This is a genomic window from Bacteroides sp. OM05-10AA, from assembly GCF_003439055.1.
Lineage (GTDB): Bacteria > Bacteroidota > Bacteroidia > Bacteroidales > Bacteroidaceae > Bacteroides > Bacteroides intestinigallinarum.
The window spans coordinates 24,419-49,299 of sequence record NZ_QSUR01000041.1 but is presented as its reverse complement, the minus strand read 5'-3'; the positions used below and the strand labels follow the sequence as shown (position 1 = coordinate 49,299).

At 40.0% G+C, this 24,881-nt stretch carries 28 protein-coding genes; 25 read left to right on the top strand and 3 right to left on the bottom strand.

What is annotated here, in order from left to right:
* Window positions 1-411: 411 nt before the first annotated feature.
* Window positions 412-849, bottom strand: a complete 438-nt coding sequence (locus tag DXB58_RS23490) for a DUF6078 family protein (RefSeq protein ID WP_122138436.1) — start codon at window positions 847-849, stop codon at window positions 412-414.
* Between the two features lie 196 nt (window positions 850-1,045).
* Between DXB58_RS23490 and DXB58_RS23485 the strand changes: the two genes are divergently transcribed.
* On the top strand, window positions 1,046-1,228 hold the full coding sequence (locus DXB58_RS23485) for a hypothetical protein (RefSeq protein WP_122138435.1): 183 nt from the start codon (window positions 1,046-1,048) through the stop codon (window positions 1,226-1,228).
* Here DXB58_RS23485 and DXB58_RS23480 read toward each other — a convergent pair.
* On the bottom strand, window positions 1,219-1,428 hold the full coding sequence (locus DXB58_RS23480) for a hypothetical protein (RefSeq protein WP_122138434.1): 210 nt from the start codon (window positions 1,426-1,428) through the stop codon (window positions 1,219-1,221). The genes DXB58_RS23485 and DXB58_RS23480 overlap by 10 nt on opposite strands.
* 188 nt (window positions 1,429-1,616) lie before the next feature.
* Between DXB58_RS23480 and DXB58_RS23475 the strand changes: the two genes are divergently transcribed.
* The 24 genes from DXB58_RS23475 (at window position 1,617) to miaA (ending at window position 23,200) form a co-directional block, all read left to right on the top strand.
* Complete coding sequence (locus DXB58_RS23475) at window positions 1,617-2,519, top strand: IS1595 family transposase (RefSeq protein ID WP_122138433.1); 903 nt, start codon at window positions 1,617-1,619, stop codon at window positions 2,517-2,519.
* A gap of 2 nt (window positions 2,520-2,521) precedes the next feature.
* On the top strand, window positions 2,522-2,713 hold the full coding sequence (locus tag DXB58_RS23470; protein ID WP_122138432.1) for a hypothetical protein: 192 nt from the start codon (window positions 2,522-2,524) through the stop codon (window positions 2,711-2,713).
* A 301-nt stretch (window positions 2,714-3,014) separates the two neighbouring features.
* On the top strand, window positions 3,015-3,695 hold the full coding sequence (locus DXB58_RS23465) for a hypothetical protein (RefSeq protein ID WP_122138431.1): 681 nt from the start codon (window positions 3,015-3,017) through the stop codon (window positions 3,693-3,695).
* A gap of 266 nt (window positions 3,696-3,961) precedes the next feature.
* Window positions 3,962-4,822, top strand: a complete 861-nt coding sequence (locus DXB58_RS23460) for a hypothetical protein (protein ID WP_122138430.1) — start codon at window positions 3,962-3,964, stop codon at window positions 4,820-4,822.
* An 84-nt stretch (window positions 4,823-4,906) separates the two neighbouring features.
* Window positions 4,907-5,584, top strand: coding sequence for a DUF5715 family protein (locus DXB58_RS23455; RefSeq protein WP_122138429.1), 678 nt, complete (start codon window positions 4,907-4,909; stop codon window positions 5,582-5,584).
* A 101-nt stretch (window positions 5,585-5,685) separates the two neighbouring features.
* Window positions 5,686-6,702: a PhoH family protein gene (locus tag DXB58_RS23450; RefSeq protein WP_004301740.1), complete on the top strand. Its 1,017-nt coding sequence runs from the start codon at window positions 5,686-5,688 to the stop codon at window positions 6,700-6,702.
* 71 nt (window positions 6,703-6,773) lie between these two features.
* A complete protein-coding gene (locus tag DXB58_RS23445) occupies window positions 6,774-7,718 on the top strand; it encodes a phosphoribosylaminoimidazolesuccinocarboxamide synthase (RefSeq protein WP_004301731.1) in 945 nt (314 codons plus the stop codon).
* Window positions 7,719-7,874: 156 nt separating this feature from the next.
* Entirely contained in the window at window positions 7,875-8,612 is a 738-nt protein-coding gene (ubiE, locus tag DXB58_RS23440; protein WP_117936849.1) for a bifunctional demethylmenaquinone methyltransferase/2-methoxy-6-polyprenyl-1,4-benzoquinol methylase UbiE, read from the top strand.
* Between the two features lie 17 nt (window positions 8,613-8,629).
* Window positions 8,630-9,658, top strand: coding sequence for a hypothetical protein (locus DXB58_RS23435; protein WP_122138428.1), 1,029 nt, complete (start codon window positions 8,630-8,632; stop codon window positions 9,656-9,658).
* Between the two features lie 6 nt (window positions 9,659-9,664).
* Window positions 9,665-10,411: a shikimate dehydrogenase gene (locus DXB58_RS23430; protein ID WP_004304542.1), complete on the top strand. Its 747-nt coding sequence runs from the start codon at window positions 9,665-9,667 to the stop codon at window positions 10,409-10,411.
* Window positions 10,412-10,429: 18 nt separating this feature from the next.
* On the top strand, window positions 10,430-11,380 hold the full coding sequence (locus tag DXB58_RS23425) for an alpha/beta hydrolase (RefSeq protein WP_199488013.1): 951 nt from the start codon (window positions 10,430-10,432) through the stop codon (window positions 11,378-11,380).
* A gap of 72 nt (window positions 11,381-11,452) precedes the next feature.
* On the top strand, window positions 11,453-12,370 hold the full coding sequence (locus tag DXB58_RS23420) for a YgcG family protein (RefSeq protein WP_122138427.1): 918 nt from the start codon (window positions 11,453-11,455) through the stop codon (window positions 12,368-12,370).
* Window positions 12,371-12,441: 71 nt separating this feature from the next.
* On the top strand, window positions 12,442-12,741 hold the full coding sequence (locus DXB58_RS23415; RefSeq protein WP_122138426.1) for a hypothetical protein: 300 nt from the start codon (window positions 12,442-12,444) through the stop codon (window positions 12,739-12,741).
* Window positions 12,738-13,058 carry a type II toxin-antitoxin system RelE/ParE family toxin gene (locus DXB58_RS23410; RefSeq protein WP_122138425.1) on the top strand — a complete coding sequence of 107 codons (321 nt, stop codon included), beginning with the start codon at window positions 12,738-12,740 and terminating at the stop codon, window positions 13,056-13,058. Before DXB58_RS23415 ends, DXB58_RS23410 begins: the two co-directional genes overlap by 4 nt.
* 8 nt (window positions 13,059-13,066) lie before the next feature.
* A complete protein-coding gene (locus tag DXB58_RS23405) occupies window positions 13,067-13,648 on the top strand; it encodes a LemA family protein (protein WP_004304537.1) in 582 nt (193 codons plus the stop codon).
* A 210-nt stretch (window positions 13,649-13,858) separates the two neighbouring features.
* The gene (locus DXB58_RS23400) at window positions 13,859-15,025 is read left to right on the top strand and encodes an AIR synthase-related protein (protein ID WP_117936853.1); all 1,167 of its coding nucleotides are present in this window, start codon (window positions 13,859-13,861) and stop codon (window positions 15,023-15,025) included.
* A 3-nt stretch (window positions 15,026-15,028) separates the two neighbouring features.
* Window positions 15,029-16,141, top strand: coding sequence for a peptide chain release factor 1 (gene prfA, locus DXB58_RS23395; protein ID WP_004304534.1), 1,113 nt, complete (start codon window positions 15,029-15,031; stop codon window positions 16,139-16,141).
* 76 nt (window positions 16,142-16,217) lie between these two features.
* Window positions 16,218-17,042: an orotidine-5'-phosphate decarboxylase gene (pyrF, locus tag DXB58_RS23390; RefSeq protein WP_004304532.1), complete on the top strand. Its 825-nt coding sequence runs from the start codon at window positions 16,218-16,220 to the stop codon at window positions 17,040-17,042.
* 30 nt (window positions 17,043-17,072) lie between these two features.
* Window positions 17,073-18,302 carry an HD domain-containing protein gene (locus DXB58_RS23385; RefSeq protein ID WP_009000507.1) on the top strand — a complete coding sequence of 410 codons (1,230 nt, stop codon included), beginning with the start codon at window positions 17,073-17,075 and terminating at the stop codon, window positions 18,300-18,302.
* 82 nt (window positions 18,303-18,384) lie between these two features.
* Window positions 18,385-19,425, top strand: a complete 1,041-nt coding sequence (lpxD, locus tag DXB58_RS23380) for a UDP-3-O-(3-hydroxymyristoyl)glucosamine N-acyltransferase (RefSeq protein ID WP_004304530.1) — start codon at window positions 18,385-18,387, stop codon at window positions 19,423-19,425.
* An 11-nt stretch (window positions 19,426-19,436) separates the two neighbouring features.
* Window positions 19,437-20,822 carry a bifunctional UDP-3-O-[3-hydroxymyristoyl] N-acetylglucosamine deacetylase/3-hydroxyacyl-ACP dehydratase gene (locus DXB58_RS23375; RefSeq protein ID WP_004304529.1) on the top strand — a complete coding sequence of 462 codons (1,386 nt, stop codon included), beginning with the start codon at window positions 19,437-19,439 and terminating at the stop codon, window positions 20,820-20,822.
* Between the two features lie 19 nt (window positions 20,823-20,841).
* The gene (gene lpxA / locus DXB58_RS23370) at window positions 20,842-21,609 is read left to right on the top strand and encodes an acyl-ACP--UDP-N-acetylglucosamine O-acyltransferase (RefSeq protein WP_004324969.1); all 768 of its coding nucleotides are present in this window, start codon (window positions 20,842-20,844) and stop codon (window positions 21,607-21,609) included.
* A 21-nt stretch (window positions 21,610-21,630) separates the two neighbouring features.
* A complete protein-coding gene (locus DXB58_RS23365; protein ID WP_122138424.1) occupies window positions 21,631-22,185 on the top strand; it encodes a hypothetical protein in 555 nt (184 codons plus the stop codon).
* Window positions 22,186-22,300: 115 nt separating this feature from the next.
* On the top strand, window positions 22,301-23,200 hold the full coding sequence (gene miaA / locus DXB58_RS23360) for a tRNA (adenosine(37)-N6)-dimethylallyltransferase MiaA (protein ID WP_122138423.1): 900 nt from the start codon (window positions 22,301-22,303) through the stop codon (window positions 23,198-23,200).
* 47 nt (window positions 23,201-23,247) lie between these two features.
* Here miaA and DXB58_RS23355 read toward each other — a convergent pair whose 3' ends face one another.
* Window positions 23,248-24,879: a M56 family metallopeptidase gene (locus DXB58_RS23355; RefSeq protein ID WP_122138422.1), complete on the bottom strand. Its 1,632-nt coding sequence runs from the start codon at window positions 24,877-24,879 to the stop codon at window positions 23,248-23,250.
* Window positions 24,880-24,881: the final 2 nt, after the last annotated feature.

The window sequence follows — 24,881 nt, the reverse complement described above, 5'->3', positions numbered from 1 at the left end:
CCGGTGAAATAAAAAAGAGATTACCACCAAATTTGACGAAGAACCTGATTTAGCAATTTCATTTCTCATATTCTCATAAAATTTAATTAATATTCTACTAATCAACAACATATAATATGAGAAATACTTTTCAACAAGGTATTTCTCATATTATTTTGCCTGAAAAGTCGTAAATAACCGGTATTTCTCATACTTATCATCATTCATTTCTCATACCGGAACTGATATTCAATAAACGGAAGCATATACCTTCTTTTTACTTTCATCACAGACTTCCTTTGTCCCATATATTGTGGGAAGAGATTCCCTAGCTGGAGGGAAAAGATTCCCTCATTTTGTGGGAAAGTATTCCCACATTTTATGAGAATACTTTCCCACAATATATGGGACTACCGGAACTAATAGATATCCTTAACCTAGATCATAGTATTCTATGTATTCGTCAAATTGAGGTGATTCAACAACTCCTCTTTTGCGAAAAAGTCCTTGTATGTATTCCTGTTCCTTCGGTTTTATCAATCGTTCTTTGTTGCAGCAACGGTAATAAACAGTCTTGCCGAAATAGGAAATCATCTGTCGTTTAATAATGTTGGCATCAGCAAGCGGCACACGGTCCAATATATGTTTCATTCCCCGTGCAAAAAGCAAAGGCTTTTCATCAATAAAGTAAGTGCAGTCTCCGCCATCGGAAGTGATATGTTCGGGATTGATAACCGTTACAGCAGCCCGTTCTTTCGGCATCCGGAGAGTTACTTGTCGACGCAGACATTTGTCCGCACGCAAACAATGTCCATTCAAGCAATGAGCGAAGCTGACGGGCATAGAATTGTAATCGAAATCTGTTTTCATGTGTGTTATGTTTAGTGGAAAAACAACCCATTCTTTTGATAAGCAGTCACAAATGTATGAAAATTGCTTGATGGCAGGAAATAAATATAACATTTAATTAATTATAGGCAGTTATATACTAGCTGACACCGTATAAGAAAAAGTTATAGCTCGTAGAAATACGAGCTTTTTTATTAATATTTAAAAATTAAAGATTATGGAAAAGAAAGAAGAATTATTAGAAAGATTAGTGAATGAAATTGCAGCGCAAAATAAACTTATTGCGCTGCAAATTGCAAAATCAATGGGAATAGAAAATTTTCATTTTCTAAATGAAGATGAACAACTAAATAGAATTAATAAGAAGGCTAATTCTATATTAAAAATTGTTCATTCATAGAAATATCCCATTTTAATAAGCAACTCTCTTATATCCTCGTGGTTTTCATCTATAATGATAAAATTTTCTTCATCAAATACTATTTTACATTTATTGTAGGGTTGAGGTATAATATAGCGGATTTGGTCTATATTTACGTATGACATAGCATGAATGTTCTGTCCCTTGTCGAATACAGGAAGTGTAATAAATTTGCTCATATTCTTTTGATTTTAAGTTAGTACTCCTGCAAAATTACTGTTTATAGCTTATAAACGGTAATAGTTCTGTATGTTCTGTAAGGATGTTTTTTAGCATCCTTACAGACTAATTTATGGAAAATATGTGGCATATTGCTTGCATATATCGCTGAAATTTAGTATATTTGAATAGCTAAAAAATTGACATTATGAAAACGGAATTTACCCTTTTAACTCTATCTGAAAACTTTCCCGATGAAGAAAGTTGCATCAGATATTTTGAGAAGATGCGATGGGGAGATGAAGTCATTTCGCCTTATGACAGCAATTCTAAGGTTTATAAATGTGGTAATGGTAAATATAAATGCAAGAATACCGGAAGATACTTTGATGTCAAAACTGGTACTGCATTTGCAAATACAAAGTTGCCTATGCAAGTTTGGTTTTACGCCATGATGCTATGTTTGTCTCATAAAAGGGGCATTTCGTCTTGTCAATTAGCGAGAGATTTAGGTATAACTCAAAAAACAGCGTGGAAGATGCTCCATAAGATTAGACAATACATGGCGATGGAGAATAACCATACTTTATCCGGTGAGGTTGAAATTGATGAAGCGTTTGTAGGAGGAAAAAACAAGAACAGGCATAAGGATAAGAAAGTAGAGAAATGTCAAGGACGTAGCTATAAGGATAAAGTTCCTGTATTTGGAATACTTGAAAGAGGTGGTAAGGTTATTGCCAAAGTTGTTCCCAATACACAAGCTAAGACTATAGTTCCGATTATCAAAGAAAAAGTTGAATTAGGTAGTGTTGTTTATACTGATGGTTGGGATTACAGTGGACTACATGGGAAGTATGTACAAAGGTCAGTAGATCATGAAAAACATTTCTATGGTACGACCTATGTTACCGATGAAGGTGAGATTATCGTTGTTAGTACGAACGGTATCGAAAATGTATGGTCACATTTCAAAAGAATGATATTTGGAATATACTATCATGTAAGCAAGAAATATATGCAGAGGTATATTGATGAATATATTTTTCGATTTAACACTCGGAATTATAGCGATTCTCAAAGATTTAATTTACTTTTGCGCAACGTGGCTTAATTATGGGAAAGAAAAAGAAACAAGAAATAGATCTAAGTAACATTAAAACAGTGAGGTTAGAGATTAACTTTTCTGTTCCTAAAGAACAGTTCGATGAACTGCTCCGAAAGATGGCACACATTGCGGAAGAGAAAATACCGGATCAAGTCGAAGAAAAGAAAGAGGAAGATAAGACGAAAAAGAAGAAGGACTAACAGTTTGTAATTTATGAAGTTATTCTTATATTTGCAGCGTATCATCGAATAGATGGTACGCTTTTTATGTATATAATAGCTCAATCGTCCCTGAATCACCACCTCGAGAATGAACGAGTTATATATTACACACGTTGAGGAATCCGCATAGACGCAGATTTCTTGCTCGGTGTGTAATGGCTTGTGGTGAGCCAAGGGACGTGGAGCAATTATCTGCGTCTTTTCATATACTGGCGTATGGTTATTGCTAATAGACTGGAAACATTATTATTTAGTATTAACCAATAAACACGCAAATGTTATGAAGAAATTGAAATTATTTTCTCTTTTAATGCTATTAGTACTTAGTGCTTGTCAGCAAATGACTGTGGAACAAAAAATTGAGAAACAATTCAAAATGTATGTAAAAGAAAATTTTGACACCCCTTCATCTCTGAAAGAAATAGTATCTATTAAATTGCACAACATTATAAGCATGGATAGTATAGTTCAAGAAGCAATAGAGACTATAAATATTAGTGATGTTGTTGATTCAATCTCTCCATTGATAACAGATAATGATTTCATAGAATACTTAAAATTCATTGAACCTCATAATCCTAATTTTAGACTTAAAATAGAAGAAATGAAAAATGCTTTGAGAAATCTAAAAGCATTTGATAACTTAGCATATTCAACTACTAAACTTACTCTAAAAACAGAGCTTAAAGATTCTATTGAAAGTGATACAGTCTATACATATAAGATTAAATATAGAGTAAAAACAAAAGATGAAACAAACCTAGAAGAGCTATATGCTGTTGTGGATAAACGCAATAATATAAAGGTTTGCGAATCTTTTGAAATATCTAATGCTTTCCCTGCTAAGATGAAAAAAATCAGTGATAATGTAAACACTTTAAATAGCAAATCAAATGATAAATTTGTGCTAGAACAAGATTTAGCAGACATATTGGAAGCTATTAGAGAAAAGGATTATTAGTAACTAAATTCAAAAAAAGTATGAAACAGAAGTATAAAAATGAAAAATAATTGCTATCTTAGCAGTCGAAAAAGAAACAGACTCTTCCCAGTTATAGCCGACTAGGAAGAGTTTTTTTATAACTAAAAGTTATAACGACAGGGCTAGGTGTTGAGTCGTATATAACTGCCTAATTATATTGATTAAATCCATATATTTGTCTCCAACATCAACACAGGAACTTATACAACTATATCTCTCCTGCTAAACTATAAAACAGAATAATCATGAAAACAAAACATTTACTTGGAGCGCTACTATCATTTCTTTATACCATTTTTCTTTTTAGTTGCGGTAATGACGATGAAAAAGAAATATATCCTTTATCTTTCGAAAAAGAATATTATGAACGCCCCTTGCTAAGAGCAGCCGATATTATGATTAGAGGCGGAAACAGAGACTACACTGTAACTGTCGAAAAAACTGAAATTTTAAGTATAGATGTAGATTTATCCAGTTCAATAGGAATGGGGAGTTTAAAAATCTACCCTAAAAAGAAAGGAGAAACAAAAGTAAGCGTAAAAGACAACATCACCAACGAAACTGTCGATTTAAAAATTAAAATTACAGACGGATATCTGGCGTATTCAATAAAAGAAAGCAATCATCCGGCACTTTCCAATGGTATTGCGATCTATCTGATCAACAATGAAGCAAAAGACTGTTATTTCTTCCGTTATATTTACGCTCAACACAAACTATCCCCTACTCCGATAGCCAAAGGAACATACGATTTTTCAGTCAAATTAGAAAATGGCTCCGGCAACTCATCACCTACGTATGCCATACCTTATTTAACATTAAATTATGCATCCGATGAACAAGGGAATTTCACAGATGCATCAATCTCTCCCACCCTTCACAAATTAAGATTTGAACTATTTGATGGAGTTACAAACGCAAATGCTGTTGTCAATCTTATACAAAGATATTTAAAGGTAGATTGGGAGCAACTTATTAACAATGCTCCTACTAGAAGTGACTATTTGATCATACCATCGCTGAAGACAACAATAGATAACACGGATTATACCATTATAGGCACTCTTGATACCCGTCCGGAAATACCAGAAAATATTTTAGAGTGACCCATAAAAGATATGAGGCGGAAAATAATGCAAAGCATAGAACGTATGAAAAAATAGCGTATATTTGCGGGCAAAAAATACAAAATGACTACTTACAAGCTTCGCATATTACCGCTATTTTTACTTGTTATTGGGCTTACAACGCTTACTTCAAGCTGCAAAAAGAAAGACATGTCACTGAAATTGAACAAGCCGCACAACATTCGTGGCGTTGCCAGTTACAAACGTTCTTTCCCTGATTTGAACGATGCACATCTGGAAGTCGCTAAAAAGATAGGTATCAGCCCGCTGGCAGACCGAGAGGAAGCGGAAGCAATGAAAGAAAAGCTGACTCATATCACTGATAATGAATTTTATGCAGTGGATTCATTGACACATTCCATTCCCTACCTCGTTCCACGTGCCAGCGCATTGCTCGATACAATCGGCTCCAACTTCCTCGATTCATTGGCTGCCAAAGGTCTGAATCCCAACCAGGTAATCATCACCTCCGTACTACGTACTGAAAACGATGTGAAACGTCTCCGCCGTCGCAATGGAAATGCCTCCGCCAACTCGGCACATTGTTTCGGAGCTACTTTTGATGTTAGTTGGAAACGTTTTAAGAAAGTGGAAGATAAAGACGGTCGCCCTATGCAGGACGTGAGTGCCGACACACTGAAGCTTGTTCTATCCGAAGTTTTAAGAGATCTACGACAAGCTGAAAAATGCTATATCAAATACGAACTGAAACAAGGTTGTTTCCATATTACTGCCCGATAAACGGAAGATGAATGTAAATTGCAGTAAAATTCACCTCTAAACAATCAGAGAATCCAAAACGTTTGATTAAATTTGCAGAAATTTTTCTTTAATACGACTTAATGATAGAGAAACTGATTGTTCTTGAGGACATTGATCCGGTTATTTTTTACGGCGTAAACAACGCCAACATACAGTTAATTAAAGCTTTATATCCAAAGCTACGCATAGTTGCCCGAGGCAATGTCATCAAAGTGCTGGGCGACGAGGAAGAAATGTGTGCCTTCGAAGAAAATATCACCAAACTTGAAAAGTACTGCGCCGAATATAATTCACTGAAAGAAGAAGTTATCATTGACATTATAAAAGGAAATGCGCCGCAAGCGGAACAGACAGGAAACGTGATTGTGTTCAGCGTCACGGGAAAACCTATCATCCCCCGAAGCGAAAACCAGTTGAAACTGGTAGAAGGATTCGCCAAGAATGATATGGTATTCGCCATCGGTCCGGCAGGTTCGGGAAAGACATACACCGCTATCGCTCTCGCCGTACGTGCATTGAAGAATAAAGAAATCAAAAAAATTATCCTTAGCCGCCCCGCCGTAGAAGCCGGAGAAAAGCTTGGTTTCCTGCCCGGCGACATGAAAGATAAGATCGACCCATACCTGCAACCTTTATACGATGCCCTGCAAGATATGATACCTGCTGCCAAGTTAAAGGAATACATGGAATTGAACATTATCCAAATTGCCCCGTTAGCCTTTATGCGCGGACGCACGCTGAATGATGCGGTCGTCATTTTGGACGAAGCCCAGAATACCACCACACAGCAAATCAAAATGTTCCTCACCCGTATGGGTATGAACACCAAGATGATCGTGACGGGAGACATGACACAGATTGACCTCCCCGCTTCACAAACATCGGGATTGGTGCAAGCTCTCCGCATCTTGAAGGGAGTGAAAGGTATCAGTTTTGTTGAACTGAATAAAAAAGATATCGTACGCCATAAACTGGTGGAACGTATCGTGGATGCTTACGAAAAATTCGACAAAGAAGCGAAAGCCGAACGGGAGAAACGGAAAAACGAACAACTGGTTATCAACGGCGAACGTCCGGTGAAACTAGCCAAAGACTAATCGTCTTTAGATTCGGAATCCTATTGCGACTTGTTATTTGTAACTTGTAATTTGTAATTATAATAAAGACAATGAAAGCATTAACAAAAACAGATTTCAACTTTCCGGGACAGAAAAGCGTGTACCACGGAAAAGTGCGCGATGTGTACAACATCAACGGCGAAAAACTCGTCATGGTAGCAACCGACCGTATTTCGGCCTTTGACGTAGTACTTCCTGAAGGTATTCCTTACAAAGGACAAATGCTGAACCAGATTGCAGCTAAATTCCTCGATGCCACTACTGACATCTGTCCGAACTGGAAAATGGCTACTCCGGACCCAATGGTAACGGTAGGCGTATTGTGTGAAGGTTTTCCGGTAGAAATGATTGTACGCGGTTACCTGTGTGGTAGCGCATGGCGTACTTACAAAAGCGGTGTACGCGAAATTTGCGGCGTGAAGTTGCCGGACGGAATGCGCGAAAACCAGAAATTCCCGGAACCCATCGTTACTCCGACTACGAAAGCTGAAATGGGATTGCACGACGAAGACATCTCTAAGGAAGAAATCCTGAAACAAGGACTGGCTACTCCGGAAGAGTATGAAATTCTCGAAAAATATACATTAGCTCTCTTCAAACGCGGTACTGAAATCGCAGCAGAGCGCGGACTGATCCTCGTAGATACAAAATACGAATTCGGTAAGCACAATGGCACTATCTACCTGATGGACGAAATCCACACTCCGGATTCAAGCCGCTATTTCTACTCTGAAGGTTATCAGGAACGTTTCGAAAAAGGCGAACCGCAGAAACAACTTTCTAAAGAATTCGTTCGTGAATGGTTGATGGAAAACGGTTTCCAGGGCAAAGACGGTCAGAAAGTACCGGAAATGACTCCGGCTATCGTACAAAGCATCAGTGACCGTTACATCGAATTGTTTGAAAACATCACCGGTGAGAAATTTGTGAAAGAAGATACTAGCAATATCGCTGAACGTATATTCAAAAACGTCGAAACTTTTTTGAATAGCTGATAAGCGATAAATGACAGATAATAAATGATAGTTGATAGATGATAAATGATAGTTAATATGCAGCTTATCGCATATAACTATTAACTCTGTCATCTTCCAACTATCATTTATCATCTATCAACTATCAACTATCATTTATCAACTATCAACTAAAAAATGGATTACCCGCAACAACATATCAAGCCTTACGACGAAGAAGGAAAAAAGACCGAGCAAGTGGAACGTATGTTCGACAACATCGCACATGCCTACGACAAGCTGAACCATACCTTATCTTTAGGTATCGACCGCAGCTGGCGCAAAAAAGCTATTGCCTGGTTACGCCCTTTTCAACCGCAGCGAATGATGGATGTAGCGACCGGTACAGGGGATTTTGCCATCCTCGCCTGCCGCAAACTGCAACCTGCCGAACTAATCGGCACGGACATCTCGGAAGGTATGATGAATGTGGGACGTGAAAAAGTAAAAAAGGAAGGACTGTCGGATAAAATATCTTTTGCCCGAGAGGACTGCACTTCACTCTCTTTTGCCGACAATGATTTTGACGCTATTACTGTAGCTTTCGGTATCCGCAACTTCGAAGACCTCGACAAAGGGCTCTCCGAGATGTGCCGCGTACTGAAACCGGGCGGTCATCTTGTAATTCTGGAACTTACCACTCCGGACCGCTTCCCGATGAAACAACTGTTTTCCATCTACTCTAAAGTCGTCATTCCATTATTGGGCAAGCTTCTCTCCAAAGACAACAGTGCCTACCACTATCTGCCGGACACGATCAAAGTATTTCCTCAAGGGGAAGTCATGAAAGGAGTCATCGCACGAGCCGGATTTAGCGAAGTCAACTTCAAACGGCTGACCTTTGGCATTTGCACTCTTTATACCGCGACAAAATAACCTAATAAATTAACCTTATGAAAACAACAAAATCAATTGGACTATTTCTACTCTGCATTTTTTGTTGTATCAATTTCACCTCTTGTGATCCGGCAAACAACGGAGAAGATGATCTAATATGGGATTTCTCTCCCATAGTTCTTTACATTTCAGTACAGGATGCTCAAGGCAATGACTTACTGAATCCACTCACCAAAGGCTCTATTGCCAACCAAGGAATAAAAGCGATCTACAAAGGGGAGACTTACGAAAAAGATGCTCCGCTAAACGAACGCACCAGAGCTTATATGGCCTATTTCACAGGCCTGCAAACAGGAGTAAGCAAAGACGGAAAATATTATCTGACTTTCGGAGAATTCAATGGCGACCATACATTCGACAATGAGAAAGTAGAAATAGACTGGAATGATGGAAAAGAACCATCTGTCATCACTTTTTCCAGTAAACTGACCTGGAAATCAAAGAAAGAACCCGTATTCGACCGGAAATTCTGCCTGAACGGACAAGAAATTGACCAGAAGCAAGGTTTCGTAATTACCAGAACCCCCTCTCAATCTGAACAGAAATTCGATATCGTTGCCGTAGAATATGGCATAGATGTAGAAACGGACGAAATTAAAGAAAAAATAAAAGCCGATTTAGAGAGTAAATCTCCCTATACCAATGAAGAATCATACAGTATATCTATTCAGGAAAAGAACTCAGGTACATATACATTACTCAACTCTGATGGCTTTCCTATAACAAAAAAGGAATTCGCAATCGAAGAAGCAGAAGCTCACGGTATGTATGGAATAACAACTGAAATAGCCAAAACTTGCAGACTTATTCCTCCTGACGACCAAATATACAACCATATAAAATTGAAATTAGGCATTGACGGCGAGAAGTCATCTAACACTTTCAATATCTTTATCGGCCGCCCTTATAATTTCTGGATATACGAAGATTTGACGGAATACTATAAAGACAAATACCCTGACGGTAAAGTAAAAGAAATAGTACGTCTCCTAAAAAGTAAACCCAATAACCCAACTAAGCAATAAATGATTATGGAAAAATATGGTTTAATCGGCTACCCTCTGCGACATTCTTTTTCTATCGGATACTTTAATGAGAAATTCAAATCCGAAGGTATCAATGCAGAGTATGTGAATTTTGAAATTCCCAGCATTAATAACTTCATGGAAGTTATCGAAGAGAATCCCAATTTATGCGGGCTTAATGTGACTATCCCCTACAAAGAACAAGTGATTCCTTTTTTGGATGAACTCGACCGTGATACCGCAAAGATAGGTGCAGTGAATGTCATTAAAATCATCCGCCAGCAGAAAGGAAAAGTCAAACTGGTTGGCTACAACTCCGACATCATCGGATTTACTCAATCCATTCAACCTTTATTGCAGCCTCATCACCAAAAAGCATTGATTCTGGGTACTGGCGGAGCTTCCAAAGCCGTCTACCACGGGCTGAAAAACCTGGGTATTGAAAGTATATTCGTATCACGTACCCACAAAGCCGATGATATGCTGACTTATGAGGAGCTGACTCCCGAAATTATGGCAGAATATACAATCATCGTCAACTGTACTCCCGTAGGTATGTTTCCTAAGGTAGATTTCTGCCCTAATATTCCTTATGAGCTACTGACTCCAAACCATTTGCTCTACGATTTGTTATATAATCCGAATGTTACGCTGTTCATGAAAAAAGGAGAAGCACAAGGGGCTGTTGTTAAAAACGGTCTGGAAATGCTGCTGCTCCAGGCATTTGCCGCATGGGAGATATGGCATAAATAAGGATTAGAGAGAGTTTTTATGAGGAGAAAAGTTGTATATAGCATCATTATTATCATGCTGGCATTGACCGGCTGCACCATCGGAGGAAGTTTTTATATGTTAAACTTTTCATTGACTCCGAATGCCAAGATTTTGTCTAAAGATGCTGACTCTTATCCCTTCATGTATAGAAACTACCCTTTCCTGCGTCCATGGGTGGACAGCCTGAAACAAGTGGATGCATTGAAAGATACTTTCATCATCAATCCGCACGGAATACAACTTCATGCGTATTATGTTGCTGCTCCCCAACCCACCAGTAAGACAGCAGTCATTGTGCATGGACATACAGATAATGCTATCCGTATGTTTATGATTGGTTATCTGTATAATCGAGATTTAGGATATAACATATTACTTCCCGACCTGCAACATCAGGGAGAAAGTGAAGGCCCGGCCATCCAGATGGGATGGAAAGACCGTTGGGACGTATTGCAATGGATGAACATTGCCAATGAAATTTTCGGAGATAGTACACAAATGGTTGTACACGGCATTTCAATGGGAGGTGCGACAACCATGATGGTGTCCGGTGAGGAACAGAAGCCATTTGTTAAATGTTTTGTTGAGGATTGCGGCTACACCAGCGTATGGAACGAATTCTCACATGAGCTTAAAGCCAGTTTCCACCTTCCTCCTTTTCCACTAATGTATACCACAAGTTGGCTCTGCGAAAAGAAATATGGATGGAATTTCAAAGAGGCTTCCTCACTGAAACAAGTAGCCAAATCACAGCTTCCGATGCTGTTTATTCATGGGGATAAAGATACGTATGTACCCACCTGGATGGCATATTCGCTCTACGAAGCCAAACCGGAACCCAAAGAACTATGGATTGTGCCGGGAGCGGCTCATGCTGTTTCATACAAAGAGAATAAACAGGAGTACACCGACCGAGTCCGTGCATTCGTCGGGCAATACATTCATTAAACCTATTATAACAAGGAGTTTTAGATTCATAACAGAAAAAGTTTCTATATTTGCAAACGTAAAATAATCGTTATGAAATCAATATTGACTTTTATACTAGCTACTTTTCTTCTGTTCCCACTACAAGCTCAAGAGAAAGTATACACGGTGGACAACCTCCCGAAAGTTCACCTGCAAAACAAAATGCAATATGTTTGCAACCCGGCCGGCATACTTTCACAGGCTGCTTGTGACAGTATAGACTCCATGCTTTATGCCTTGGAACAACAAACAGGAATTGAAACGGTGGTTGCCGTAGTTCCTTCAATCGGAGAAGAAGATTGTTTCAACTTCTGCCACCAGCTACTCAACCAATGGGGTGTTGGGAAAAAAGGCAAAGATAATGGATTGGTCATTTTGTTGGTCACAGATCAACGTTGTATCCAGTTTTATACCGGTTATGGTCTGGAAGGAGTGCTCCCCGATGCGATCTGCAAAAGGATTCAAACCAAATATATGATTCCTTACCTGAAAGATGGAAATTGGAATGCAGGAATGGTGGCTGGTCTTAAAGCAACTTGCCAGCGTCTTGACGATTCCATGGAAAACGATGCCCTCTCCGATTCGAACGACGGTGGTTCCTTTGATTTTGTTCTTGCCATCCTTTGCTTTATTGTCATCGGTGGAGGTCTTGCTTTCTTTTCTGCACGCAGGCAAAGCCGTTGTCCGAAATGCGGTAAACACCAATTACAAAGAACCGGAAGTGCAGTCGTATCCCGGATTAACGGAGTGAAAACTGAAGATGTCACCTATACATGTAGAAACTGCGGACATACCATCATACGTCGTCAACAAAGTTATGATAGCGACTACCATCACCGGGGAGGTGGCGGAGGCGGTCCATTTATCGGCGGCTTTGGCGGAGGTAGTTTAGGAGGCGGAGGCGGTTTCGGTGAAGGCAGCTTTGGCGGAGGAATGGGAGGCGGTGGCGGTGCCGGCTCACGTTTCTAAAAAAAATGTTGTACAATGTCCTAGTTTCGAAATAAATTAGTAACTTTACTCAATGATTAAGACTGGAAAAAATGAAAGAGAACAAGGAATATCAAGAAAAACAAGAACAAGAAAAAGTTGTCCATGAGCCAGCTGCTTCTTACGGCATGGATGCCGTCACCATGAGGCAGAAAATTATGGAACGGGTAATGCTCATGGAAGATAACCAGCTCAAAGAGATGCTTCGGTTCTCCAACGAACTGGAACAAAAATCATGGTTACTACCACATACTCAAGAAGAATTAGAGACTGCAATCAATAGAAGTATGGAAGATGTCAAAGCTGGAAGGGTTGTTTCACACGAGGATGTTCTCAAATATTATATGAAATGACAAATATTGTTTGGACTCAATCCGCTTTACAAACGCTAGAATTAGTTTATTTACAAACATTACAATATACAAAAAACGAACGTATAGCTGCTAAATTGCATAATAAACTTATCAAAGAAGCAGAGACACTTAGAACTTTCCCGAATGCGGGAAGCATTCTAAACACTTCAGAAAGAGTTACACTCTGTTACAGAGCATTAGTAGTAGATACTAGTTATAAACTTATTTATTACGTTGATGCTAATAAGGATGTAATCATTGTGACAGTCTGGGACGTTCGTCAAAACCCCGATAAATTAACAAAAACTATAGAATAATTAACAACATGAAGAAGTCAATTATTATCATCTTAGCCGTTGTGGCTATCCTTGTCATATGGGCAGTAAGTGTATATAACGGTCTGGTTACTATGGACGAGAACGTAAGTGGTCAATGGGCAAATGTAGAGACTCAATACCAACGCCGTGCCGACTTGATACCTAATTTGGTAAATACCGTGAAAGGATATGCGACACATGAAAAGGAAACATTAGAGGGAGTTGTTGCCGCACGTAGCCAGGCAACTCAAATTAAAGTGGACGCCGCCGATCTGACACCGGAAAAGCTGGCGCAATATCAAAAGGCACAAGGTGCTGTAACATCAGCACTGGGCAAGTTATTAGCTATTACCGAGAATTATCCGGACTTAAAAGCTAATCAGAACTTCCTGGAATTACAGGCTCAACTGGAAGGAACTGAAAACCGTATCAATGTAGCACGCAAAAATTTCAATGATGCTGCACAGGCTTATAACACCAATATCCGCCGTTTCCCAAAGAATATCTTTGCAGGAATGTTCGGTTTTGATAAGAAAGCATATTTTGAAGCAGAAGAAGGAAGTGAGAAGGCTCCGAAAGTAGAATTCTAAAAAAGATTTGATAAAGCCCTTACATATTAAGAGTTAAAATCACAGTTCTCATTACTATGATTTTAACTCTTAATTTTCTATTATTATTCTCCTTTTCAAGAGAATATTCTAAAGTAAAATAGTTAATGATTAACATTTGCCAGTACCTAGTTGGCTGTACCAAAAAAAAGCTGTACTTTTGCAGCCGTATACAATATAATTCTATAACTCATGAGTAATCAACGATACATGATGCGTGGAGTAAGCGCATCAAAAGAAGATGTGCACAACGCCATCAAGAACATCGACAAAGGAATTTTCCCGAAAGCATTTTGCAAAATTATCCCCGATATATTGGGAGGTGACCCGGACTATTGCAACATTATGCACGCCGACGGTGCCGGAACCAAATCATCTCTTGCTTATATGTACTGGAAAGAAACGGGTGATTTGTCCGTTTGGAAAGGTATTGCACAGGATGCATTGATTATGAATATCGACGACCTGCTTTGTGTAGGTGCCGTAGACAATATTCTTGTCTCTTCTACCATTGGACGTAATAAACTGTTGATTCCCGGAGAAGTAATCTCCGCCATCATCAATGGAACAGATGAATTGCTGGCCGAACTCCGTGAAATGGGTGTAGGGGTATACGCAACCGGTGGTGAAACTGCTGATGTCGGCGACTTGGTTCGTACGATCATCGTTGACTCGACCGTAACTTGTCGCATGAAGCGTTCAGACGTTATCGACAATGCCAATATTCGTCCGGGTGACGTGATCGTCGGTCTGGCTTCTTACGGACAAGCTACTTACGAAAAAGAATACAATGGCGGTATGGGCAGTAATGGTTTGACAAGTGCCCGTCACGATGTATTCGGAAAATATCTTGCTGAAAAATATCCGGAAAGCTACGATGCTGCCGTTCCTGAAGAATTAGTTTACTCCGGCAAGTTAAAACTGACAGACAGTGTAGAAGATTCTCCAATTGATGCAGGTAAGTTAGTACTCTCCCCTACTCGTACATACGCACCAGTAGTGAAGAAATTACTCGATGCACTGCGCCCGGAAATCCACGGAATGGTACACTGCTCCGGTGGTGCACAAACCAAAGTTTTACACTTTGTTGAAAACGTTCGTGTAGTAAAAGATAATCTTTTCCCTGTTCCTCCCTTATTCAAAACTATTCAAGAACAAAGCGGTACGGACTGGGCAGAAATGTACAAGGTATTCAATATGGGACATCGCCTCGAAGTCTACTTGTCACCGGAACATGCAGAAGAAGTAATTGCTATTTCCGAGTCATTCGGTATCCCGGCACAGATTGTAGGACGTGTTGAAGCATGTGAGCAAACAGAATTAATCATTAAGAGCGAATTCGGAGAATTTAGATATTAAAGAATGGCAGATAACAGTACCATATTAGAAAAATTAGACGGACTCGTAGCCCGTTTTGAAGAAATATCTACCCTTATCACAGACCCGGCAGTGATTGCCGATCAGAAACGTTACGTCAAGTTGACTAAAGAATATAAGGAATTAGACGACTTGATGAAAGCAAGGAAAGAATATATCCAATTACTGGGTAATATTGAAGAAGCTAAAAATATCCTTGCTAATGAATCGGACGCCGAAATGCGCGAGATGGCGAAAGAAGAAATGGACAATAGTCAAGAGCGCCTTCCGGTATTGGAAGAAGAAATCAAACTGATGCTTGTCCCTGCCGATCCGCAAGACAGCAAAAACGCAATTCTTGAAATCCGTGGTGGTGCAGGAGGTGATGAAGCAGCTATCTTTGCCGGTGACCTCTTTCGCATGTATGCCAAATTCTGTGAAACCAAAGGTTGGAAGATGGAAGTCTCCAATGCAAACGAAGGGACAGCAGGAGGATTCAAAGAAGTTGTTTGTAGCGTTACAGGTGATAATGTATACGGAATTTTAAAATATGAATCGGGAGTACACCGCGTACAGCGTGTTCCTGCTACCGAAACACAAGGACGTGTTCATACTTCTGCCGCATCAGTGGCGGTACTTCCCGAAGCTGAAGAATTCGATGTAGTCATCAACGAAGGAGAAATCAAATGGGATACTTTCCGAAGTGGTGGTGCCGGTGGACAAAATGTAAATAAGGTAGAATCCGGAGTACGTCTGCGTTATATCTGGAAGAACCCGAATACAGGCATTGCCGAAGAAATACTTATTGAATGTACCGAAACACGTGACCAACCGAAAAATAAAGAACGTGCTTTGGCCCGTCTCCGTACATTTATCTATGACAAGGAACATCAGAAATACATCGATGACATTGCCTCCAAACGTAAAACAATGGTATCGACCGGAGACCGTTCTGCTAAAATCCGCACCTACAACTATCCACAGGGACGAATCACCGATCATCGCATCAATTACACGATTTATAATCTTGCTGCATTCATGGATGGGGATATTCAAGACTGTATCGACCACCTGATCGTAGCAGAAAACGCGGAACGCTTGAAAGAAAGCGAACTTTAGAAAAATGAAGAGTTGATAGTTGAGAATGATTTCTTAGAAATAGTCAATAGTAAATTGTATAATAGTAAATAATAAGATGGATAAGCAACAATTATTTGAAAACATAAAGCGCAAAAAATCATTCCTTTGTGTAGGACTTGATACTGACATCAAGAAAATCCCAGAGCATCTGTTGAAAGAAGAAGATCCGATCTTTGCATTCAACAAAGCCATCATTGACGCGACAGCTGATTTGTGCATCGCCTATAAGCCTAATCTGGCTTTCTATGAAAGCATGGGCGTAAAAGGATGGATCGCATTCGAAAAGACAGTAAAATACATCAAAGATAACTATCCGGATCAATTCATCATCGCTGACGCAAAGCGTGGTGACATCGGAAATACTTCTGCAATGTACGCCCGCACCTTCTTTGAAGAACTTAATATCGACTCTGTAACGGTAGCTCCTTATATGGGCGAAGACAGCGTTACTCCGTTCCTTACCTATGAAGGTAAATGGGTGATTCTGTTGGCATTGACTTCCAACAAAGGTTCACATGACTTCCAACTAACAGAAGATGTAAACGGCGAACGTCTGTTCGAGAAAGTATTACGTAAATCACAAGAATGGGCTAGTGACGACCGTATGATGTATGTGGTAGGTGCCACTCAAGGACGTGCTTTCGAAGATATTCGTAAAATTGTTCCGAACCATTTCCTTCTCGTACCAGGTGTAGGAGCACAAGGCGGCTCGCTCGAAGAAGTTTGTAAATACGGAATGAACAGTACATGCGGATTAATTGTTAATTCCTCACGTGGTATCATCTACGTAGATAAAACAGAGAAATTTGCAGAAGCTGCCCGCACCGCCGCACAAGAAGTACAGGCGCAAATGGCTGAACAACTCAAAGCAATTCTCTGAAAAGAGAAAAAGGATCTCTAAAGAAAACGAATGCCTTACGAAAGAAAGATAATTAACGACCCCGTATTCGGGTTCATCAATATTCCAAAGGGGTTACTGTACGATATAGTACGGCATCCCCTTTTGCAGCGTCTTACCCGCATCAAGCAGGTAGGATTATCATCTGTTGTATACCCCGGTGCGCAACACACCCGCTTCCAACACTCTTTAGGTGCTTTTCACTTGATGAGTGAAGCTATCACCCAACTGGCTTCTAAAGGTAATTTTATCTTTGACAGCGAAGCGGAAGCTGTACAGGCGGCCATCCTGTTACATGATATAGGACATGGTCCCTTCTCACATGTACTGGAAGATACTATAGTAAAAGGAGTCTCCCACGAAGAGATTTCCCTCATGCTGATGGAACGGATGAACAAAGAGATGAACGGTCAGCTTAGTCTTGCCATTCAAATCTTCAAAGACGAATATCCCAAACGCTTTCTCCATCAACTTGTAAGTGGTCAGCTGGATATGGACAGATTGGATTATCTTCGCCGCGACAGCTTTTACACAGGCGTGACAGAAGGAAATATCGGTTCCGCACGAATTATAAAAATGCTTGATGTAGCGGACGACCGCCTGGTTATCGAATCCAAAGGGATCTACTCTATTGAGAATTTCCTTACGGCACGTCGCCTGATGTACTGGCAAGTATATCTGCATAAGACGTCCGTCGCATACGAAAAAATGCTTATCAGTACCCTATTACGTGCTAAAGAACTGGCATCACAAGGAGTGGAACTGTTCGCATCACCCGCATTACGTTTTTTCCTTTACAATGATATCAATCCTACGGAGTTCTATAATAATCCCGACTGTCTGGAGAATTTTATTCAACTGGACGACAATGATATATGGACAGCCTTGAAAGTGTGGAGCACCCATGCAGACAAGGTACTTTCTACTTTAAGCACGGGAATGATAAACCGAAATATCTTTAAAGTAGAAATTTCATCGGAACCGATTAGTGAGGACAGAAAAAAAGAATTAACTTTGCACATCAGCCAGCAATTAGGTATAACCCTTTCCGAAGCGAACTATTTTGTCTCTACCCCCAGCATCGAAAAGAATATGTATGACCCGGCAGATGACAGTATTGACATTATCTACAAAGACGGCACTATCAAAAATATTGCCGAAGCATCGGACATGCTGAACATCTCATTATTGTCCAAAAAGGTAAAGAAATACTATCTCTGCTATCAGAGATTACACAGATAAGTATAAAATATTCATGCAATAACACGGAAATCTGAAAAAAAAATCCGTTATTTGTGAACTAATTAAATTTTAAATTAAAGACATGGAGTTCTCGGCTAAGCAAATTGCAGCATTTATCCAAGGGGAAATCATTGGAGACGAAAACGCTACGGTACACACATTCGCTAAAATTGAAGAGGGAATGCCCGGAGCAATTTCTTTCCTGTCAAATCCCAAATATACACCTTACATCTACGAGACACAATCAAGCATTGTCCTGGTTAATAAGGACTTCACTCCCGAGCACGAAATTAAAACTACTCTGATAAAAGTAGACAATGCATATGAAAGTCTGGCTAAATTACTCAATCTTTATGAGATGAGCAAGCCTAAGAAACAAGGTATAGATTCATTAGCTTTCGTTGCACCCAGCGCCAAAATTGGTGAGAACGTATACATCGGTGCATTTGCCTATATCGGTGAAAATACCGTGATCGGAGATAATACCCAAATTTATCCACACACTTTTGTTGGAGATGGCGTGAAGATAGGCAACAGTTGCTTGCTTTACTCTAATGTAAATGTTTATCATGATTGCCGCATAGGTAACGAATGTATTCTACACTCGGGTGCAGTGATCGGAGCTGACGGATTTGGTTTTGCTCCCACCCCGAACGGATACGATAAGATTCCGCAAATCGGAATTGTTATTCTGGAAGATAAAGTAGATATAGGTGCTAATACTTGTGTAGACCGTGCTACAATGGGAGCTACGGTAGTGCATAGTGGTGTCAAATTAGACAATCTGATACAAATAGCACATAATGATGAAATAGGTTCGCATACCGTAATGGCTGCACAAGCCGGAATTGCCGGTTCTACCAAAATTGGTGAATGGTGTATGATAGGAGGTCAGGTAGGTATTGCAGGACATTCCAAAATAGGAGACAAAGTTGGTTTAGGTGCACAGTCAGGTGTACCCGGAGATATTAAATCCGGTAGCCAGCTTATCGGAACTCCTCCTATGGAACTGAAGCAATACTTCAAAGCATCCGTCGCACAAAGAAGCTTACCGGATATGCAGAAAGAATTGCGTAATTTGCGCAAAGAAATAGAAGAATTAAAACAACTATTAAATAAGTAAATAAGTAACCAATGCTGAAACAAAAAACGCTGAAAGATAGCTTTTCACTGAGCGGGAAAGGTCTTCACACTGGACTTGATCTCACTGTAACATTTAATCCTGCTCCGGACAATCATGGATATAAAATCCAGCGCATTGACGTAGAAGGACAACCAACTATCGATGCAGTAGCCGACAATGTGACAGAAACCACTCGTGGTACTGTATTGTCGAAGAATGGAGTCAAAGTAAGCACCGTTGAACATGGTATGGCAGCCCTCTACGCATTGGGCATTGATAACTGCCTTATTCAGGTTAACGGACCGGAATTTCCTATTTTAGATGGTAGTGCACAATATTATGTACAAGAAATAGAACGTGTAGGAACAGTAGAACAAAATGCCGTCAAAGACTTTTATATTATCAAGTCTAAAATTGAGTTCCGGGATGAAACGACTGGTTCTTCTATCATCGTACTTCCTGACGAGAATTTCAGTCTGAATGTACTGGTTTCTTACGATTCAACCATTATCCCGAATCAGTTTGCTACACTTGAGGATATGCATAATTTCAAAGACGAAGTGGCTGCCAGCCGTACTTTCGTCTTTGTTCGCGAAATAGAACCGCTGCTCTCCGCCGGATTGATTAAAGGGGGTGACCTGGACAATGCAATCGTCATCTACGAGCGTAAAATGTCACAGGAAAGTTTCGACAAGTTGGCAGATGTGATGAGAGTACCTCACATGGACGCTGAACAATTAGGCTATATCAATCACAAACCGTTGGTTTGGGCAAACGAATGTGCCCGCCACAAATTGTTGGATGTAATCGGTGACCTTGCTTTAATCGGTAAACCGATAAAAGGCCGGATCATTGCTACCCGTCCCGGACATACTATCAATAATAAGTTTGCACGCCAAATGCGGAAAGAAATCCGTTTGCACGAAATACAGGCGCCAAGTTACGACTGTAACCGTGAGCCGGTAATGGATGTAAACCGTATCCGCGAATTGTTGCCACACCGCTATCCTTTCCAACTGGTTGACAAAGTGATTGAGATTGGTGCTAATTACATTGTAGGTATCAAAAATATCACAGCTAACGAACCTTTCTTTCAGGGACATTTCCCACAAGAACCTGTTATGCCGGGAGTACTTCAAGTAGAAGCAATGGCACAAGTCGGTGGTTTACTTGTCTTAAATTCAGTAGACGAACCTGAACGTTATTCTACCTATTTCATGAAAATAGATGGAGTAAAATTTCGCCAGAAAGTAGTGCCGGGAGATACTATTATCTTCCGTGTAGAAATGCTGGCACCTATCCGCCGTGGCATCTCTACTATGAAAGGATATGCATTTGTTGGCGAGAAAGTTGTTTGCGAAGCAGAGTTCATGGCACAAATAGTGAAAAATAAGTAATAATTGATATATTAAAAGCATGATAAGTCCTTTAGCGTATATTCATCCCGAAGCTAAAATTGGGGAAAATGTAGAAATTGCGCCTTTTGTATTTATAGATAAGAACGTAGTTATCGGCGACAACAATAAAATTATGGCTAACGCCAATATTTTATATGGTTCACGTATTGGTAACGGAAACACTATTTTTCCGGGTGCCGTAATCGGAGCCATTCCGCAGGACCTTAAGTTTCGCGGTGAGGAATCAACAGCCGAAATCGGGGATAATAATCTGATTCGTGAAAATGTAACAATCAACCGTGGTACAGCAGCTAAAGGGCGCACGATTGTAGGAAATAACAATTTACTGATGGAGGGTGTACACGTGGCACACGACGCATTAGTTGGTAATGGATGTATCATCGGTAACTCTACCAAGATGGCAGGTGAAATCATTATTGATGATAATGCGATTGTCAGCGCCAATGTATTGATGCACCAATTCTGTCATGTAGGGAGTCATGTAATGATTCAGGGCGGATGCCGCTTCAGTAAAGATATTCCTCCTTACATCATCGCAGGACGCGAACCGATTGCTTTTAGTGGAATCAACATCATCGGCCTGCGTCGTCGTGGTTTTGCCAATGAAGTGATCGAAAGTATTCACAATGCATATCGTATCATTTATCAAAGTGGTTTGAACACGACAGAAGCATTGAAAAAAATAGAAGATGAATTTGAAAAAAGTCCGGAAATTGACTATATTATCGATTTCATCCGTAATTCAGAACGTGGTATCATTAAATAAACAGTTCAAAATAGTCATATTATGATATACAGATTTACTATCATATCTGATGAAGTTGACGATTTTGTCAGAGAAATACAAATTGATCCGGAAGCTACTTTTTATGACTTCCATGAAGCAATACTGAAATCAGTAGGGTACAAAAACGACCAGATGACTTCTTTCTTTATCTGCGATGACGATTGGGAAAAAGGAAAAGAAGTAACCTTGGAAGAAATGGACGACAATCCGGAAATGGATAGCTGGGTAATGAAAGAGACTGCTATCAGTGAACTGGTAGAAGATGAAAAACAGAAACTGCTATATGTATTCGATTACATAACAGAACGTTGTTTCTTCATCGAACTATCCGAAATTATCACCGGAAAAGATATGGATGGCGCCAAATGTACCAAGAAATCAGGAGATGCTCCTAAACAAACGGTAGATTTTGAAGAAATGGCCGCTGCCAGCGGTTCTCTTGATCTGGATGAAAACTTCTATGGAGACCAAGATTTCGACATGGAAGACTTCGATCAGGAAGGATTCGACATAGGCGGCGACGCAAGTACTCCATACGAAGAAGAAAAATTCTAAGTATTAAGTACTAGGTATTAGGTATTAATTGCTATGCAGCGCCAGGCAGTTAATACCTAATATTTTTTAGTTCCGCACACATCTTAATACTCAATACTTAATACTTAAAAGCCCAATGCCTACTCTCATCGTTCTTATAGGTCCTACAGGTGTAGGGAAAACGGAATTGAGCCTGCGCTTAGCAGAAACTTTTCAGACAAGTATTGTATCTGCCGATTCAAGACAGCTTTATGCCGAATTAAAAATAGGCACGGCAGCTCCTACTCCCGATCAACTTAAACGTGTCCCTCATCAATTGGTTGGTACACTCCACCTTACAGACTATTACAGCGCCGCCCAATATGAAATAGAAGCGTTGGAAATTCTCGAGAAATTATTTACGCAACACGAGGTCGTGATTCTCACAGGTGGCTCAATGATGTATGTAGATGCTATCTGTAAAGGTATCGACGATATTCCTACCGTTGATGCGGAAACCCGTCAACTCATGCTACAGAAATATGAGGAGGAAGGACTTGAACAACTCTGTGCAGAACTTCGCCTGCTAGATCCGGAATATTATCGGATAGTGGATCTAAAGAATCCCAAACGGGTAATTCATGCATTGGAAATTTGCTATATGACCGGACGCACTTATACCTCTTTTCGCACCCAACAAAAAAAGCAACGTCCTTTCCGCATTCTAAAAATCGGTCTGACTCGCGACCGGGAAGAATTGTATGACCGTATTAACCGTCGGGTAGATCAGATGATAGAGGAAGGATTACTGGAAGAAGTACGCTCGGTACTTCCCTATCGCCACCTCAATTCGCTCAATACAGTAGGTTATAAAGAACTGTTCAAGTATCTGGATGGAGAATGGGAACTCCCCTTTGCCATAGATAAAATCAAGCAAAACTCCCGCATTTATTCGCGTAAACAGATGACTTGGTTCAAAAGAGATGAAGAAATACAATGGTTCCATCCGGAACAAGAAACGGAGATACTAGCGTACCTCCGTCAATTCTTATCATAATGTATTTTGACCGTATTTGAAAATAGAGAGTATTTGAAAATCCGCTGTTATTCTTCGGATACGGTTATTTTTATTGTTGAAGTTACTGTATCATTCACAGTACGAATAGGAATCTGACGGACTTGATACTCCTCCTTTACTAAAAGATTCACCTCAATCACTCCATTCTTCCCCTTATCACCATAAGCCGCCAAAGCATTCTTATCTTTCAATACAGATATACTTCTAATACGATCAGGAGATATATTTGCCAAAGGATCATCACCAGAAGCCTCTTTGCCATCAATAATAATCAAAGGCTTCCCTCCAGTAGCAGAATGAAACGTAACACCCCAATTCTTAGCCCCACTATTCAATGCGTCTAACCTTGTTTTATTAAGACTTCCTACTTCTATCTTTTTCGGTTTAAACTTCTTTTCCGAATATAGCTTTATATCCATCAATCCATCCTTGGCCTTTTCCCCATAAATCTTGATAGCCTTTTCAGCACCTATAACCGAGATACTCTCAATACGTTCCGGATTCAAAGCATTTACCACTTCATAATCCGACTCCTTCCCATTAATAATAACTAAAGGTTTTTCTTCACCTGAAACTTCCCGCACCGAAAGAGCCACCTTCTTTTCTCCAGATGTTAAGACAGAATCTTTCTTTTCTGCACGATACCCTACTACTATCACCTTATTTTTAGCAGTATCAGCCGGTTCCTTAACAACATTTTCTTCACTCTTTTTTTCTACAATTGCTGCCAAATCATTAACTTTGGCAACAGAAATCTCTTCCATTTTTTCAGAGATTTCAGGACGGGCAAAAGCAGTTACTGCAATAGCTGCCAACGGAAGTACATACAAATACTTCAACCGTGCCCACGGATTCGATTTTTCTTTTAACATCATAGTGATACGTTTTTTAAGTTTACTGTGATTAAAGCTGTTGGCCATAGAGTAGAGCCTTGTGCCAACAGCTTTTTTTATTAATAATAGTTGATATTCCTTCGCGTTTACACCCTCATTGATTACAGTCTCATCCGCTTCGTACTCATGAATATTCTGCAACTCCTGTTTCAACAACCATGCACCGGGATTGAACCATTGGAAAAAGATACAAATATCCGCCACCAATAAGTCAACTGAATGACGATGGTGAATATGAGCCATTTCATGAATAAGGATTTCCCTCCCGTTTTCCTTCAGGTCTTTCCGGCTGATGACAATATACTTCATCCAACTGAACGGAGCTATCTCCTGATTGTGCACCACAAGTGTAACCCCTTTCTCCAACTTCTCATGTTTACCGGAATGTATCAACCGGAAGAGACAAATCAAAGAATAGATATTGCGACAGGCAAGAAACAGAATGCCCGCCAAATAAACCAGCAGAACCACCTGTACCCAAGATATAGCCGACGTCTCCTGCACTACATCAGCATCAACAGGGGTAGCTTCCAACTCTGCCATCAGTAGCAACTGCTCGATGGAAAGCATAGCCTGTTGCACCTCAACCTGATGCCGGGTAGTTACTTCGATACAAGGAATGAGTAATGAAAAGAACAACACTCCCAATAAAGCCATTCGATTGAAACGATGAAAAGTTTCCTTGCTAAGCAATAACCTGAAAAACAGGTAAAACAAAACAAGACAAACTGACGATTTTAATATATAGATGAAGAAAACTCCCATAG